Below are 15,992 nucleotides of genomic sequence, written 5' to 3'. Positions count from 1 at the left end.
CGTTAAAAATTTACGGATTATGGCAAACAAAATAACAGACATGCGTAAAATTAGAAAAGTAATTAAATTCTATTGTAATGGAAAGAGTAAGTTATTTATAAGTAGCTACTTATCCCTTTCAAGAAATACGGTAAAGAAATATATTTCTTTATTTGAAGTTCTCGAATTAAGCTTTGAATTAATCGACCAAAAAACCGATGCAGAGCTGGAACTTTTATTCTCCCAGACTAGTGTAGAGGCCATTAGCCCGAGATTACAGACACTTTATGATTTTTTTCCTAAAATGGAACGTGAACTAAAAAAAGTTGGCGTTACCGTACAGCATATGTGGGAACAATATATTGCTGTAAATCCTGATGGTTATCGAACTTCACAATTTCATTATCATTACAATATATGGGGCAAACGAGTTAATCCGGTCATGCATATGAACCATAAGGCTGGTGATAAAATGTATGTTGATTATGCCGGAAAGACACTCTCAATTATTGATATAGATACTGGAGAAGTCAAAGAAGTACAATTTTTTGTAGCAATATTGGGCGCTAGCCAATACACGTATGCTGAAGCTTCCATGAGCCAGCAAAAGGAAAACTTTGTTGACTCGGTAGAAAATGCCATGCGCTTTTTTGAAGGCACTCCTGCCGCCATTGTTCCAGATAATTTAAAATCTGCCGTAATAAAAAGCAGTCGTTTTGAACCGACAATCAATGAAACCCTGGCTGATTTAGCAGAACATTACGAAACCACAATTTTACCTGCCAGAGCTTACAGGCCCAGAGACAAGTCACTAGTTGAAGGAGCTGTTAAGATATTATATCGAAGGATTTATGTAACCATAAAAGAAACTAAGTTCTTTTCTCTGGAAGAATTAAACCAGCAGATCTGGGATTTACTTGACTCTCACAATAACAGAAAACTGACAGGACGCCCTTATTCCCGCTTTGAATTATTTTTAGAAGACGAGAAAGAAAAACTGCGTCCACTCCCACAAGATCGTTTTGAAATTAAATACCAGTCTTTTGCAACAGTAATGCAAAACGGTCATGTTCAATTAAGCCAGGACAAAAACTATTACAGCGTTCCGTATCAATATGTAAAGAAGAAAGCCAAGCTGTTATATACCAAATCAACAGTAGAGATTTATTATAAATACAATCGAATAGCTGTACATCCAAGAAACTACAAACCTTATGTCTATACAACAACTCCTGAGCATTTAGCCAGTACACATCAATTTGTAGCCCAATGGAGTGCTGCCCGCTTCATTGAATGGGCTAATAATATTGATGAGTCAGTAGGAGAATATATAATGCAGATAATCGAAAGCAGAAATCATCCAGAACAGGCTTATAAAAGCTGTTTAGGAATACTGAATTTTGAAAAAAAGGTAGGCAGACAGCGATTAATAAATGCCTGCAGGCGGGCACTTGATTTTAAAATTTACAATTTTAAGACCATACAAAACATTTTAGAAAACAACTTGGATCATATTGATTTTGATCAAGAACCTGAGCAGGAACTTCCCGATCACAGTAACATAAGAGGAAAACACTATTATAACTAAATTAAATCTTGAAAAAATGAATGAATCCACAGTAACCAAAATGAAACAAATGAAGCTTTATGGCATGTTTAATGCTTTTAAAACAGCCATTGAAAGCGGGAAAACAGATCATTATACCCTTGACCAGTTTGTATCGATGATTATTGATGCAGAATGGGATGAAAGGTACAATCGTCGTATTGAACGAAGTATCACTAATGCCAAATTCCATTACAAATCAAATATTGAAAGTATCAATTTTGATGTATCACGTAACCTGGACCGAAACATGGTACTGCGTCTGGCAGAATGCGAATTTATAGAGAAAAACGAAAACATTTTAATCACTGGAAGCACCGGTGTCGGTAAAAGTTATTTAGGTACTGCATTAGGTTATCAAGCCTGTATACAGGGTTTTAAGGTAAGTTATTTTAATACCTTAAAATTGTTCGCTAGACTAAAAATGGCTAAAGCAGATGGTACTTGTCTACGGGAACTTACCAAAATACAAAGACAGGATGTTATAATACTTGATGATTTTGGACTCCAGGCACTTGACAGCCATAACCGAATTACTCTTTTAGAGATCATAGAGGACAGGCATAATAACGGCTCTATAATCGTGACATCACAAATACCAGTTCAAGGCTGGTATGATATAATTGGAGAAAAAACGATAGCCGATGCAATATTAGACAGACTTATACACCAATCTCATAGGCTTGAATTACATGGAGAATCCATGAGAAAGAAAAGAGGAATAAACAAAGAGTGATATTTTATTATATTTGAATACTAATTAACAGATGAAAAAATATAGTTTTTAATCAAAACGGAGGTGCTCACTTTGCACCGGAATTAGGTGGTCATTTTGAACTGGAATCAGGTGCTCACTTTAAAACGGAATGGGGTGATCAATATAACCGGAATTTGCACTTATAGTGGCTATCGGAACTTTTTTTGTGGTGATGGAAGCTTTGTAATGTCAGTAATGTTTCTATTATATAAAACAGCTGCGCATAAAAAAACCGGTAGTTGTTGGCTACCGGTTATAATGTTATGCTGTGAAAATATTAAATGATATCTGGATTTTTCTTTGCCTTAATCATGAAATACAAGCCTGCGATAATAAATGGAATACTCAGCCATTGACCTGTGAGCAGTATGGGATTCTCGCCTTCAAAGCCTCCCTGGCTTTGTTTAACAAACTCCACGATAAAACGAACAGTCCATAAGGTTACTAAAAATACACCGAACAAGTATCCCGTTTTTTTACGCGCATCGGTTTTCCAGTAGAGGAAATATAAGATGGCAAAAACAAAGATGTAGCCAAATGCTTCATACAATTGTGCCGGATGCCTGAAAGGGATGGCATTAAGGTATTCTGCAAACTGCGGATCATTTTGGATGAGTTTGTAGGCCTGATTAGTGTTGCTGGTTTGGGTGATCTGGTTTAAGTCATGATTTTGCCAGAATTCTTCTTCCCGAATGAATTTTACTGCAAATGGTGAATCGCCTGAAGTCACATGGCCATAAATTTCTGAATTTAAAAAATTACCTAAACGTACAAAAATAGCACCACTGGCAACGGGAAGTACAACACGATCCAGTACCCATAAGAGCGGTCTTCGGATGATATTTTTACTGTAATAATACATCGTCAGGATGATGGCTATAGCCGCACCATGACTGGCTAATCCGGCAAATCCTGTGAAGTGGAATTCAGGCTCAAATTTAACCGGCAGAAAAATCTCCAATAAGTGATTTTTAAAATAGGGCCAGTCATAGAAGAAAACATGTCCCAAACGTGCTCCAATCAATGTAGCGATAACGGTATAAATGAATAGGGAGTCTAATTTTTCGATAGACTCATCTTCTCTTTCAAAGATTTTCTTCATGATGTACCAGCCTAAAGCAAAGGCAACGACAAACATGAGGCTGTAAAAGCGAATGGTAAATGAACCTATGGCGATACCTTCTGAAGGATTCCAAACAATTCCTAAGGGATGTGTCATATTAAAATAGATTGTGTTTCTGTAAAAGTAAAGATTTATTCCCGGAGTATACTTTTGTGTCGGTTAGCATTTATATATTTTTTCAACACTGTTATGTTGATTTCAGGGTACAGGATCATAACCACTGCCTCCCCAGGGATGGCAACTGCCTATGCGTTTTAGTGCCAGCCATCCTCCTTTGAATAACCCGTGTTTCTGTAAGGCCTCAGCGGCATAATGGGAGCAGGTAGGAGTGTAGCGGCATACTGCAGGTGTAAATGGTGAAATGGCACCCTGGTAAAACCGGATCAAAACTATAAAAGGGAATATGATTATTTTTTTAATCAAAATAGGCTATCGATTAATTGACGGAAAATGTAGTACCGTCTTTACCATCTTTTAACTGGATACCCAATGTAATCAATTGGTCCCGAATTTGATCGGAAAGTGCAAAATCCTTATTCGCTCTTGCTTCGTTTCGCATTGTGATAAGCATGTTCACGATTCCTTCCAGTTTTTCGGTCTGGTCGTTCGATATATTTTTGTCAGCAAGGCCTAAAACGTCAAAAACAAAAGCGTTCATTGTTTTTTCGATTGTTTTTAAATCTTCTGCAGTAAGTGTTTCCTTAGATTCTTTTAGCAGATTGATATAGCGTACGCCTTCAAATAAGTTAGCTATCAGGATAGGGCTGTTAAAGTCATCATTCATAGCATCATAGCAGGATTGTTTCCAGGTTTCGATGTTCAGTGTTGATGTTTTAGCGGGATTTATTTCAGCCGTGCTTTCCAGGGCTTCCATCAGGCGGTTAAATCCTTTTTCGGCAGCCAGTATAGCGTCATTTGAAAAATCCAGTATACTTCTGTAATGTGCCTGCAGCATAAAAAAACGTGCTACAGCAGGGGAGAATGCTTTGCTTAGGGCAGCATTGTTTCCTGTGAAGATTTCTCTTGGCAGGATATTGTTTCCTGTAGATTTTGACATTTTTTTACCATTCAGCGTAAGCATATTGGCATGCATCCAGTAATTTACCGGTGTATGGCCTGTGCAGGCTTCATTTTGTGCAATTTCACATTCATGATGCGGGAATTTTAAATCCATACCGCCTCCATGAATATCAAAATGATTGCCCAGGTATTTTGTACTCATAGCGGTACATTCCAAATGCCAGCCCGGAAAACCATCGCTCCACGGGGAAGGCCATCGCATGATATGTTCCGGTTCTGCTTTTTTCCATAAAGCAAAATCCTGAGGATTCTTTTTCTCCGATTGCCCGGCAAGTTCTCGGGTATTGGCGAGCATATCGTCTATATTACGACCGCTTAAGATACCGTAATGATGGGTTTCATTATATTTTAATACATCAAAATAGACAGAGCCATTTACAACATAGGCGAGGCCATTATCGATAATTTTCTTGATAATTTCGATTTGTTCGATAATGTGGCCCGTGGCAGTAGGTTCAATACTCGGTGGGAGATTGTTGAATAATTCCAGGATCTGATGAAAATCAACCGTATAGCGCTGTACGACTTCCATCGGTTCCAATTGTTCCAAACGTGCCTTTTTCCCAATCTTATCTTCTCCTTCATCTTCGTCATCCACAATATGGCCTACATCCGTAATATTACGGACATACCGTACTTTATAATCCAGGTGTTTCAGGTATCGGAATATTAAATCAAAAGAAATAAAAGTTCTACAATTTCCCAGGTGTACTAAATTGTAAACGGTAGGTCCACAAACATACATTCCAACATTACCTTCGTGTATTGGCCTGAAAACTTCTTTTTCTCCCGATAAAGAATTGTATAATTTTATAGTTTGATTTTTATATAATGGCATATTATGATTTTGTTTTAGTTGGTTTTCTTTCTGTCTGCCTGTAATTAGAATCGTATGCAGGCCTAAAAGTTACCGGATAACATAGGGTAAACGCAATCAGGATTAAAACTTAGTATCCAGCTGGATATAGTTCAGGAATTCCCTGCGGGTTTGTTCTTCTTTGAATTTTCCGCCGAATTCAGACGTTACCGTGCTGCTTTCAATATCGCGGATTCCTCTGGAGTTTACGCAAAGGTGTTTAGCATCGATCACACAAGCTACGCTATCCGTACCTAATACCTTCTGAAGTTCCTGTACGATTTGCATGGTTAGTCTTTCCTGTACCTGTGGTCTTTTTGCAAAATAATCGACAATGCGGTTCATTTTAGATAATCCGACTACAGTACCATTTGAAATATAGCCAATATGGGCCCTGCCTATAATAGGTAAAAGGTGGTGCTCACAGGTGGAATAAAGAGTAATGTTCTTTTCAACCAACATTTCCCCATATTTATAATTGTTATCAAAAGTAGAGGCACTTGGTTTTTTGGCTGGATTAAGTCCTCCAAAAATTTCCTTGACAAACATTTTAGCAACCCGGTTTGGGGTTCCTTTCATGCTGTCATCTGTAAGGTCCATTCCCAGGGTATTTAGAATGTTTTCTACGTCTTTTTTTATACGCTCAATTTTTTGGTCGTCTGAAATATCAAAAGCATCTTTTCTCAGGGGATTTACTGCATTTGTTGCGATATGATTGTCTCCAATTTCGTCTGAAAAATCTTCGTTATGGATCATTATGATACTACTGTGTTTAAGTTTGAAAAATAATGAGCAAAGATAAATAATTAAACCTAAACAAATAGAAAAGAAAATAGTGAGATGTTAATATTTGAAAATTTATTAAATTTAGTACAATTATTTCTTAAAATTATGTAAATTTCGTCCCTTAAAACATGTTATCAAGATGAGAATAAAGTACCTATTATTACTATTTTTGGGTTTTATCGTTACCAAAAGCGTTTCGCAGAATCATAATGATGCGCCAACAAGTATTGAAAATCTCAGTCCCGCTACGGTAGATCCGAGAATTTCAGAAGTTTTTGGAAACCAATTACAGGCGTTAGTACTGAATGTTCCTAATCGCTTAAAAGACCTGAATGATATCCTGACCAAAAGGGTTAAAATTGAGGATTTGAAAGCAGAAAAGGACGAAAAATACCCAAAACTCTCTTCGGTACCATTGTATACTACCAATAATCCTGATTTAAAGCGTGATACTGTAGTAGATGAGAATACTTTCAATCCTTTGAAGTATGAATTCAGGTTTCATGCCCGAACTACCGTAATCTATAGAATAGATAATACAGATAAAGTCATTGTTATTTACCCCCAACCCGTTTTAAAAAAGTAACTAGTTATTATGAAGAAGCTTTTACTCTTATTTTTTAATTTATTATTCTTTTCTGTATTTGCTCAAAATTATAACATGAGCAACGCGCCAGTTAATACTTGTGCGGGGACATTTTATGATTCTGGGGGAGCTACCGGGAATTATGGGAATAATCAGAATTTTACAAAAACATTTTGTCCAACGACACCCGGGGCAGGGATACGACTGAACTTCTCAGCGTTTAATCTCGGTACGGGTGATGTAATGACGATATATAATGGTCCTAACACGACATCTCCGGCATTCGGGACATATTCCGGGACAGATAGCCCTAGTGTCGTTCAGGCTACTACGGAAAACCCAACAGGATGTATCACGGTTCAGTTTACATCGGATGCATCAGTAACCGGCACAGGCTGGGTTGCTGCAGTTTCTTGTATAGTACCTTGTCAGGCTATTAATGCCGTTTTTAACGGTTCTTCGCCGGCACAGGATGCAGATGGTGTTATTCGAATCTGCCAAAATACGGCGGTTACTTTTAATGGTTCTGCAACCTTTTCTTCAAGCGGTGTAGGAGCAACCTATACATGGGATTTTAATAATGGAAGTACCGGTACCGGAGCTTCTGCTACTACAACTTTTGTGAACCCAGGTGTTTACAGGGTAAATTTATTAGTACGGGATGCTAATAACTGTACCAATCAGAATTTTTTAAATATTATTGTCCAGGTTTCGACCACCCCGGATTTTACAGGGACCACTGGACCCGGTGAAATTTGTTTTGGGGATCCCGCGACCTTGACAGGAGTGGTCACTGCAGTGCCCTTTAATTATCAGTGTACTCCACCGGTAAGTGGTACTACATTTCTTCCTGATGGGTCTGGAGTATCCTATCAAACTTCAGTAACGGTAGATTGTTTCTCTTCGGGACAGACATTGACCAATATCAATCAATTACAGCAGATCTGTCTTAATATGGAACATTCCTATTTAGGAGATTTGGAGATTACTATAACCAGTCCAAGCGGACAGGTAGCCATTTTGAAACCTTACAATGGTACAGGCGGTGGTGGTGGTGGCCTGCATTTAGGGCATCCTTTTGATCCGGGAGGAACAGCAGAGGATGTGGCAGCAGGACCCGGTATAGGCTTGGATTATTGTTTTTCCATGTCAGGAACCACCTTTTTAGTGAATGGAGCAACCATTCCATCTACAAATACACCAGGAAATACAGTTGCACCAGGGACCTATTTACCAACAGGATCATTTGCATCTTTAATTGGTAGCCCTTTGAATGGTAACTGGACGATTACTGTTACAGATAACCTGGCCAGTGATAATGGTTATATTTTTTCCTGGGGATTGACTTTTGATCCTGCTTTAGTACCTGGAGACCTCTCTTTTACACCGACCATTGTTTCTGCAACATGGGATGTTGGTACGGGGAATCCTGTGACGATTACTCCAACTACGGAAGGAGAACATTGTTATACCTATACTGCAATTGATAATTTTGATTGTGAATATCATCATGTAGTATGTGTGAACGTACAGCCGGAAATTCTTTTAGGAACGCCTAAGAATTTTGAATTTTGTACACCACCACCAGCAACAATTGATTTAACAGAAAATACGCCACTTGTCCTTGGAGCATTAAATCCAGGGGATTATTTAGTAAGCTATTTCCATAGTCAGGCTGATGCCAATACTAACTTTAGCCCAATATTTCCGGATAATGCTTATGTAAGTACGCAAACGGAAACTATTTATATCCGCGTTGAGAGTTTTAATAGTGGCTGTTTTAAAACAGTTCCTTTCCAAATCATATTCGGCGCAGTGACAACAATCGGTACTTTACCGAATTTAAGTATTTGTGATGAGAATCCGAATGATGGTATTGGTGTTTTCAATTTAACAAGCCAGAATGCTGCGGCATTAAACGGCCAGAATCCAGCGAATTATACGGTTTCTTATTATAACAACCAGGCGGATGCGGATGCAGGGCTCAATGCAATTGGAACTCCGGCTACTTATACCGGAAACAACAATGAGGTAATCTATGTAAGAGTAGTAGGTTCAACACCTACCTGTTTTGCTACAACCAGCTTTACCCTTTTTGTAATCCCTACTTCCGTTATTTTCGATCCTGCCCCGATGCATGTTTGTGATGAGAACCTGAATTATGACGGATTCTCAACGTTTATGCTAACGAATAACAATGCTGCAATCACGGGTGGTAACCCAGATCTTGTAGTGTCCTATTATGCTACCCAGGCCGATGCGGCTTTGGGAGCCCCATCATTAGCGTTACGGTCACCATATCCTAACATTGTCCCTAATACACAAACTGTTTATGTTCGTGTAGTGAATGTAAATGCACCACCAACAGGACCACAATGTCCGGCATTTACCACTTTGGTACTGATAGTTGATCCACGACCACTGATCAATACCAACGTTTCCAATTATGCACTTTGTGATTATGACAATCCAGGGGATGGTATCGAGGTTTTTGACCTTACCACTAAAAATGCAGAGTTAATCGCAAATGCTACCGGCATGGTGATTACGTATTATACGAGCCAGGCAGATGCTACGGGAGGAACCAATGTTATTGCGGTACCCACAGCACATGTTGGTGGTCCGGATGATATTATCTGGTTCCGGGTAGAGAATACTGCTACAGGATGTTTCTCTGTAGGGTCATTCCATATTATTGTTAATCCACTACCAACAGTAGTGCAGCCAACAACTTTATTTGCGTGTAGCGATGGAATCAACCCTAACGTTTCCGTATTTAACCTGTCCACAAAAAATAATGAGATTACAGGCGGAGCTACCGGAGTGACAGTAAGTTATTACTACACCCAGGCCGATGCCGATAGTGCGACTTCCCCATTACCATTATTATATACCAGCGATGGTAATAACCCACAGACCATTTATGTACGGGTGCAAAATGATGCCACTACCTGTTATGATACAACGACCTTACAACTGGAGATCATCCCGGGTCCGGTAGCCATCACCCCGGAGCCGCTGACCTATTGTGATCCTAACAGTGACGGTTATGGTATGTTCAACCTTGCCGATGTAATTGCTGCTGTAACTGGTGGAGCCACCGGAGTGACAGTAACCTTCCATGAAACACCGGAAGATGCCGATAACTCGATCAACCCGATCAATACGACTTTACCTTACAATAACGTAACACCATGGCTTCAGACCATCTATGTGAATGTACATTCTACCCTGACGCCTTGTTACGATATCGTGGAATTGCAACTGATCGTATATCCTACACCAATTGCTACAGATCCGACACCTTATGAGCTTTGTGATGATGATGGTACTATTGATGGGGTACACCTGTTTAACCTGACCACTAAAACTCCAGAGATTCTTGGGACTTTAGATCCGGCGCAGCATACCGTTAGCTACTTTACTTCCCAGGCGAATGCCGTAGGAAATATCAGCCCGATCCTTAATGTTCTATCCTATCCAAATACCAGTAATCCTCAGACGCTTTATGTGCGTGTAGAGCATAACACTACCGGATGTTTTGATATTGTACAACTTATTTTAAGAGTTAATCCACTTCCGGTGGCTACTTTACCTAGCCTTTATGTGCTTTGTGATGATGTTTCTGGAGATGGAGTAGAGGTTTTTGATCTTGGAACCAAAGTTCCTGAGATCGTAGGTACCCAAATAGGCATGGTGGTTACATTCTTCTTTGATGAAGCTGCTGCCAATGCAGGAACGGCGCCACTACCTTATATCTATACCAATCAGGTGCCTTATGCCCAAACGATAGTAGCCGTAGTTACCAATCCTGCTACAGGATGTGTATCACGTACCTTCTTAGATTTAAGGGTAAGCCCAATCCCAACACCAATGCCACCGACAGAAAACTATACTGTTTGTGATGCTGATGGCGATGGATATGCATTTTTTGACCTTACGACTTTAACTCAGGACATCATCGATGGTGCTCCAGGAGTAAGTGTTACCTATTATGAGACAGAAACCAATGCCCAAAATGGCAATACAGGTATTTTAGATGAGACTACATTCCAGAATTCAGTTGCTTTTATGCAAACGATCTGGGTGCGTATTGAGAATGATGATACCGGTTGTTTCCGTATATTCCCAATTGTATTGGAAGTGAAAGCTGCTCCGGTAGTTCCAACTTTATCTGATCTTACCGTTTGTGATACCAATCAGGATGGATTTGCTCCATTTAACCTGAACCTTCAGACGCCAATCATACAGGCCGCTAATCCGGGTGGTACCTATACGATCCGTTATTATGTTTCGTTAGCCAATGCAGAACAAGGTGTTCCAGCTATCAGTAGCCCTGGAGCTTTTATCAACTCTGTAAATCCACAACCGATCTGGGTGCGTATTGAAGATACCGCTACAGGCTGTTTCGACATCGGTACATTCAATGTTAAGGTGAACCTGCCACCGGTAGTTACAGCCCCAACACGATTGTATGTTTGTGATGATAATGGGCGTGCGATTTTTGATATCACGGTTAAAAACCAGGAAATCATAGGAGCAGGAAACGATGTATCCTTGTATACTTTTGAATTCTATCCGACCCCGGCAGATGCTCAGGCAGGAACAGGACTGATTACCGATCCACAACATTTTGATAATGCAGCTTATCCTTTAGGGCCACATACATTTGGCGTAAAAGTGATCAATAATGCAACAGGATGTTTCAGTTTTACTACTTTAACTTACGTAATCCTTCCACTTCCAAATGTAGCTACCACAGTAGCCCCATTTGAATTGTGTGATAACAATAACCCTGGAGATGGTATTGAAGAATTTGACCTTACCTCTTACGAACCTGTTATTGCAGGTTCAGAAGTGAATCTTACCTTCGGTTACTACCTGACACCGGAAGATGCTTTGGCCGAAACCAATGCCATCCCAACAGCTCAGATTACAGCATATCCGGCAGGACCATTGACCACGATCTATGTTCGTGCTACGAATTCACTAAGCCCAGGGCGATGTGGTGTAGTAGTGGAACTGGTTCTGAAAGTGAATCCGCTTCCGACAGTTCATAACTCGAACTTTGTAATGTGTGAAACCGATGGCAATGGGCAGGAGGTATTTGACCTTGCAGGACATGTGCCAACGATTTTAGGATCGAATGACCCAACTCAGGTACCGCCTCAGGATCCTGCAGATTATACCGTAACGTATTACCTGAATGCTACAGATGCACAAAATGGTGTTGGCGCATTGCCGAATATGTACCAGAATGTGACTATCCCGCAACAGACTATTGCTGTAAAAGTGGTGAACAACGCTACGGGTTGTATCCGCATTGCTGACCTGATCTTATTGGTTGAAGATGCAGCCGTGGCTACTAAACCGGCAGATGTTACCCAGTGTGATGAAGACGGTACTAATGATGGCCAGATTGCTTATGACCTGACTACTCTTGATGCTATTGTTCGGGGTACACAAACTCCGGTAGCAGACTTCCCGGTAAGCTATCACACTTCTGAGTCCGATGCTATAGCAGGTGTGAATGCCATTACCGATGCAACAGCGCATATGGTTGGTCCTTTGACTACGATCTGGATCCGTATTGTAAACGGTCAGACTACGACTCCATGTGTGGCTACTACTTCGATAGTATTTACCATCAATAAACTACCGGAACCGATTATCAATAATGGTAAGGGAGTGATTTGTGTGGATTCTACCAATGGTAATGTATTGTCTGAATTAGTATTGACAATTGAGCCTGCGAGTTATACTACGGCTACTCATAGTTTCCAATGGTATTTAGGAGGAACAGCAATTGTAGGAGCTACAGGGAATACCTATTCCGCAAGTGAAATTGGAGACTACACGGTACAGGTAACAGATACCGCTACAGGATGTGTTTCTTTAATGTCACCAGTTTCAGTAGTAGGACAATCCGGCCCGGCAGTATTCACTACTACGGTAAGCGGAGCATTCTCTGATGAGCAAACCCTTACAGTGAATGTAACAGGCGGTTATGGCGACTATGTATTCCAGTTGGATGAAGGTACACCACAGACGAGCAATGTGTTTACTAACGTAACGCCAGGGGTTCATAATGTGAAGGTAATTGACCAGAATGGATGTGACTTTAATGCTCCGGTAGAGGTTATTGCCATCAACTATCCGCATTACTTTACGCCTAATGGAGACGGTTACCACGATACCTGGAATATTATAGGACTGGAGAACCAACCTAACGCAAAAATTTATATATTTGACCGATACGGCAAATTACTAAAACAAATCAGCAGCACCTCAGAAGGATGGAATGGAACCTACAACGGTCAACTACTTCCATCAACAGATTACTGGTTCACTGTGACATTTGAAGAAGATGGACAAACAAGAGAATTTAAAGCTCACTTCTCATTAAAACGATAATGTAAAATGAGAATACAATAAAAAAAGCTGCCATTATTTGGCAGCTTTTTTTTGTACTAGTAAAAGCAGAAAATTTCTTAGTATGCTTCTAGACCATAAAAAAGGCCTGATTCAAAACTGAATCAGGCCTTTTTTAATATTAGGTGAGTTGTTAGTTCTTGTAGGCTTTTAAAGCTTCCTTCAGGATGGCCACTGATTTTATCAGGTCTTCTTTTTTCAATACATACGCTAAACGAACTTCATTTAATCCAACATTTGGAGTAGAGTAAAAACCTGCAGCAGGTGCTACCATTACAGTTTCTTTATTATAGTCAAAGCTCTCCAATAACCATTGAGCAAACTGGTCGGCATTGTCAACAGGTAGCTGGGCAATACAGTAGAAAGCTCCTTTTGGCGAGGCAACTTTTACGCCTTCTATCTTTTGAAGTTCAGCGATTAAAGTGTCCCTGCGATCTTTATATTCCGTGATAACTTCATCAAAATAACTTTGTGGCGTTTCTAATGCTGCCTCACTGGCAATTTGTGCAAATGTAGGAGGACTCAAACGTGCCTGTGCAAATTTCATAGCTGTTGCCATTACTGCTTTGTTTTTGGAAACGATACATCCTATTCGGGCACCACACATACTGTACCGTTTGGAAACAGAATCAATCATAATCGCATGTTCTTCCAGTCCCGGAACATTCATAACAGAGAAATGTTCTTCTCCATCGTAAATGAACTCACGGTATACTTCATCAGCGATAAGAAAAAGATCATGCTTTTTTACAATGGCTGCAAGTTGCATAATTTCTTCTTTAGAATAAAGATACCCTGTAGGGTTACCTGGATTACAAATTAAGATTGCTTTTGTTTTTGGTGTAATTAATTTCTCAAATGCCGCAATTGGAGGTAACGCAAACCCATCATCGATGGTAGAGATAACGGGAACTACTTTTACGCCAGAAGCGATAGAGAAACCATTGTAATTTGCATAAAAAGGCTCTGGGATAATGATTTCATCATCCACATCCATCGTACTTCCCATGGCAAACAATAGGGCTTCGGAACCGCCGGTAGTAATAATGATATCTTCCGTTTCAATTGGAAGCCCGTGATCGCGGTAATATTGTGAAAGTTTAGTCCTGTAGCTTTCAAAGCCTGCAGAATGACTGTATTCAAGAACTTTAATATCAATATTCTTAACCGCATTAATCGCTACTTCTGGAGTCTTAATGTCCGGTTGCCCGATATTCAGGTGGTATACTTTATTTCCGTTTCTTTTTGCAATTTCAGCATAGGGAACCAACTTTCTGATGGGTGATTCCGGCATTAATTTTCCTTTATTTGAAATAGATGGCATATGATAAATTTTAGTTGTGCAAATTTGCAATTTTTTTTAAAATTATACAGTATCAGGCAGTTCGAAAAATTGGGTTCAAAAAATATTTTACTGTTAATTTTTACTAACTTTAGGCAAATCCTTCCCCATGCGCCGAATTTTTTTTATAATCCTTATTTTTGGCCTCCCAATCTTATCATATTGCCAGGATTCGTTATCCTGGCGACCGGATAAAAACAAGATTGTAATTCCGTTTAAGTTCGTCAATAACCTTATTGTTTTTCCCGTTGTTGTCAACAAAGTGAAATTTCAGTTTATCCTGGATACGGGTGTGGAAAAAACGGTTTTATTCAATCTTGAAAATATAGAAGAACTCAACCTTTTTGATGTAGAAAAAATAAGCCTCAAAGGACTCGGGAGCGGAGCGGCTTTTGAAGCTTTGAAATCAAACAATAATACAATGGAAATCGAGGGGATGAAAGACTTTAAGCATACCCTCTATATTATTTCTGATGGGGATATCAATTTCTCTTCACAACTCGGAATTCCTGTGCACGGGATTACAGGGTATAATTTCTTTAAAAATAATATAGTGGAAATAAATTATAGTTCCAGGAAAATTATAGTCTACAAAAGCCTGGAAGATGTAAGGCCACGGAAGTTAAAAAAATACGATGTATTGGATATCAGCATCGAAAAAGGAAAGCCCTATGTTATGTCTGCTGTGGTACTTGAAGAAGGATTACCCATTCCGGTGAAATTACTGGTGGATTCCGGTAGTACCAATGCTTTATTCCTGTTTGAAGATACTAATGAACGGCTAAAAATTCCAGCACATAATTTTGAAGACTATCTGGGAACTGGGTTTAGTGGTGATATTTATGGCAGAAGAAGTAAAGTTGCTGAATTGTACTTCGGAAAAGAAATGTTTCAGTACCCGCTGGCAGCATTTCCAGATGATGCCTCTTTACAGCATCTTTCGATTGTACAGGGCAGAAATGGCTCTGTGGGGAATGAAGTATTAAAACGATTTTCCTTAATCTTTGATTATAGAAATAATACCTTATACTACAAAAAGAACAAATATTTTTTAACGCCCTTCCATTATAATATGAGTGGGATTGATATTGAGCATAGTGGCAAACAATGGATTGCAGATGATAAAGGTATTTTTGTTTCCAATTTATCCTCAAATTCAACCAGTAATTTCAATATTGGGGGCAATGATTTCAGGTATAATTATATTTTAAAACCCATTTATCGTATTACGAATGTCCGGAAAGATTCGCCTGGGGGAGTTGCAGGATTACTTAAGGATGATATACTGGTTTCCATTAACAACAGGCCGGCATATCGCTATTCAATCCAACAGATTACCGACTTGCTGCAATCGGAGGAAGGAAGGGTGGTTAAAATGCAGGTCAGGCGTAAGAACCAAGTGTTGGAGTATGAGTTCAGGCTTAAAAATATACTATAAAAAAAAC

At 39.5% G+C, this 15,992-nt stretch carries 10 protein-coding genes; 5 read left to right on the top strand and 5 right to left on the bottom strand.

Translation table 11 applies throughout. The annotated features are described in order from the left end of the window. Positions 1 to 19: 19 nt before the first annotated feature. Positions 20 to 1,567, top strand: coding sequence for an IS21 family transposase (gene istA, locus FK004_RS16935; protein ID WP_108738327.1), 1,548 nt, complete (start codon positions 20 to 22; stop codon positions 1,565 to 1,567). 16 nt (positions 1,568 to 1,583) lie between these two features. Beyond that, a complete protein-coding gene (gene istB, locus FK004_RS16930; RefSeq protein ID WP_108738326.1) occupies positions 1,584 to 2,321 on the top strand; it encodes an IS21-like element helper ATPase IstB in 738 nt (245 codons plus the stop codon). 298 nt (positions 2,322 to 2,619) lie between these two features. Here the strand turns inward: istB and lgt are convergent, their stop codons facing one another. From lgt to folE, 4 genes are all read right to left on the bottom strand, one after another. Beyond that, complete coding sequence (gene lgt / locus FK004_RS16925) at positions 2,620 to 3,561, bottom strand: prolipoprotein diacylglyceryl transferase (protein WP_108738325.1); 942 nt, start codon at positions 3,559 to 3,561, stop codon at positions 2,620 to 2,622. A gap of 102 nt (positions 3,562 to 3,663) precedes the next feature. Next, a complete protein-coding gene (yidD, locus tag FK004_RS16920) occupies positions 3,664 to 3,888 on the bottom strand; it encodes a membrane protein insertion efficiency factor YidD (protein WP_108738324.1) in 225 nt (74 codons plus the stop codon). Between the two features lie 13 nt (positions 3,889 to 3,901). After that, on the bottom strand, positions 3,902 to 5,383 hold the full coding sequence (gene cysS / locus FK004_RS16915; protein ID WP_108738323.1) for a cysteine--tRNA ligase: 1,482 nt from the start codon (positions 5,381 to 5,383) through the stop codon (positions 3,902 to 3,904). A gap of 102 nt (positions 5,384 to 5,485) precedes the next feature. Next, the gene (folE, locus tag FK004_RS16910; protein WP_108738322.1) at positions 5,486 to 6,157 is read right to left on the bottom strand and encodes a GTP cyclohydrolase I FolE; all 672 of its coding nucleotides are present in this window, start codon (positions 6,155 to 6,157) and stop codon (positions 5,486 to 5,488) included. A gap of 169 nt (positions 6,158 to 6,326) precedes the next feature. On the opposite strand from folE, the gene FK004_RS16905 reads away from it, so the two are divergent. Both FK004_RS16905 and FK004_RS16900 read left to right on the top strand, forming a co-directional pair. Next, positions 6,327 to 6,773 carry a hypothetical protein gene (locus tag FK004_RS16905; protein WP_108738321.1) on the top strand — a complete coding sequence of 149 codons (447 nt, stop codon included), beginning with the start codon at positions 6,327 to 6,329 and terminating at the stop codon, positions 6,771 to 6,773. Between the two features lie 9 nt (positions 6,774 to 6,782). Further along, positions 6,783 to 13,187, top strand: coding sequence for a T9SS type B sorting domain-containing protein (locus tag FK004_RS16900; RefSeq protein WP_108738320.1), 6,405 nt, complete (start codon positions 6,783 to 6,785; stop codon positions 13,185 to 13,187). A 151-nt stretch (positions 13,188 to 13,338) separates the two neighbouring features. Here the strand turns inward: FK004_RS16900 and FK004_RS16895 are convergent, their stop codons facing one another. Next, positions 13,339 to 14,529 carry a pyridoxal phosphate-dependent aminotransferase gene (locus tag FK004_RS16895; protein ID WP_108738319.1) on the bottom strand — a complete coding sequence of 397 codons (1,191 nt, stop codon included), beginning with the start codon at positions 14,527 to 14,529 and terminating at the stop codon, positions 13,339 to 13,341. Between the two features lie 127 nt (positions 14,530 to 14,656). Between FK004_RS16895 and FK004_RS16890 the strand changes: the two genes are divergently transcribed. Continuing rightward, the gene (locus tag FK004_RS16890; RefSeq protein WP_108738318.1) at positions 14,657 to 15,985 is read left to right on the top strand and encodes a PDZ domain-containing protein; all 1,329 of its coding nucleotides are present in this window, start codon (positions 14,657 to 14,659) and stop codon (positions 15,983 to 15,985) included. The last annotated feature ends 7 nt before the right edge of the window (positions 15,986 to 15,992 follow it).

Source organism: Flavobacterium kingsejongi, from assembly GCF_003076475.1.
Lineage (GTDB): Bacteria > Bacteroidota > Bacteroidia > Flavobacteriales > Flavobacteriaceae > Flavobacterium > Flavobacterium kingsejongi.
Note: the sequence above shows the minus strand (reverse complement) of the source record. Positions and strands in the feature narration are given on the sequence as shown.